This is a genomic window from Streptomyces sp. SID486 (assembly GCF_009865385.1).
Lineage (GTDB): Bacteria > Actinomycetota > Actinomycetes > Streptomycetales > Streptomycetaceae > Streptomyces.
The window spans coordinates 1-1439 of the sequence record NZ_WWJT01000342.1 but is presented as its reverse complement, the minus strand read 5'-3'; the positions used below and the strand labels follow the sequence as shown (position 1 = coordinate 1439).

At 73.4% G+C, this 1439-nt stretch carries 1 protein-coding gene and 1 pseudogene; both read left to right on the top strand.

What is annotated here, in order from left to right; translation table 11 throughout:
• Positions 1-256 (top strand): annotated as a pseudogene (locus tag GT045_RS15730) (serine/threonine protein kinase); the annotation flags it as partial.
• Positions 257-367: 111 nt separating this feature from the next.
• Positions 368-1439 (top strand): serine/threonine-protein kinase (locus tag GT045_RS15725; protein ID WP_161334540.1); only part of this gene is annotated, 1072 nt, incomplete at its 3' end.

Below are 1439 nucleotides of genomic sequence, written 5' to 3'. Positions count from 1 at the left end.
GCGGCCCGCCCGGGAGCCCCGGGAGCCGCGGCAGCGCAGCGCCAACCCGATGAAGATCCCCGGTCTCGGCTGCCTCAAGGGCTGCCTGTTCACGATCGTCATCCTCGTGGTGGCCAGCTGGCTGGTCTGGGAGCTGACCCCGCTGCAGGACTGGATCGGCACCGGCAAGGGCTACTGGGACCAGCTCAGCGACTGGGCCGGCAAGGTGGGCGGCTGGATCAAGGACCTGGGCGGCTCGTCCGGCAGCGGAAACTGATCGCCGGGTTATGGATTTGTCGACACCTGGCGGGTGATTTCCGTCTCCGCGGTGAAGGTTGGCTCGTCGGACGCGTAGTTTTATCAACAACACGCGTCTGTAGGAGCAGCCTTGGCACGGAAGATCGGCAGCCGGTACACCGCGAACCAGATCCTGGGCCGGGGCAGCGCCGGCACGGTGTGGCTGGGTGAGGGACCGGACGGCCCCGTCGCCATCAAGCTGCTGCGTGAGGATCTCGCGTCCGACCAGGAACTCGTCGGACGCTTCGTGCAGGAGCGCACCGCCCTCCTCGGCCTGGAGCACCCGCACATCGTCACCGTGCGCGACCTCGTGGTCGACGGCAACGACCTGGCCCTGGTCATGGATCTGGTCCGCGGCACCGACCTGCGCACCCGCCTGGAGCGGGAGCGGCGACTCGCGCCGGAGGCGGCCGTGGCGATCGTCGCCGACGTCGCGGACGCGCTGGCGGCGGCCCACGCGGCCGGGGTCGTCCACCGGGACGTCAAGCCCGAGAACGTCCTGCTCGACATGCAGGGCCCGCTCGGGCCGGGCGGCTCCCATCCGGCCCTGCTCACCGACTTCGGCGTCGCCAAGCTGATCGACTCGCCGAAGCGGACCCGCGCCACGAAGATCATCGGCACTCCGGACTACCTCGCCCCGGAGATCGTGGAGGGCCTGCCGCCGCGGGCCGCCGTGGACATCTACGCCCTGGCGACGGTCCTGTACGAGCTGCTGGCCGGCTTCACGCCCTTCGGCGGCGGCCACCCCGGCGCCGTGCTGCGCAGGCACGTCACCGAGAGCGTCGTCCCCCTGCCCGGCATCCCCGAAGAGCTGTGGCAGCTGCTGGTGCAGTGCCTGGCCAAGGCGCCCGCCTCCCGGCTGCGCGCGTCGGAGCTGGCGGCGCGGCTGCGCGAGCAGCTGCCCTTGCTGGCCGGGATGCCGCCGCTGGACGTGGACGAGCCGGGGCTCGCCGAGGACGAGACGGAGGAGCCGGCCCCCGCGGCCGAGCCGGACGGCGAACCGGTACGCCGGCGGGGGGCCGTGTCGCTGGTGCCCGGGGCCCGGCCGGACTCCAACCGGGACACGCACACCTCGATGCGGGTGCCCGCGCCGGACGAGCTGGCCGGCGGCGCCCACGGGACCGCTCGCGCCCCCCGGACCCCCGGTGCGCCCCGGCCGGGCT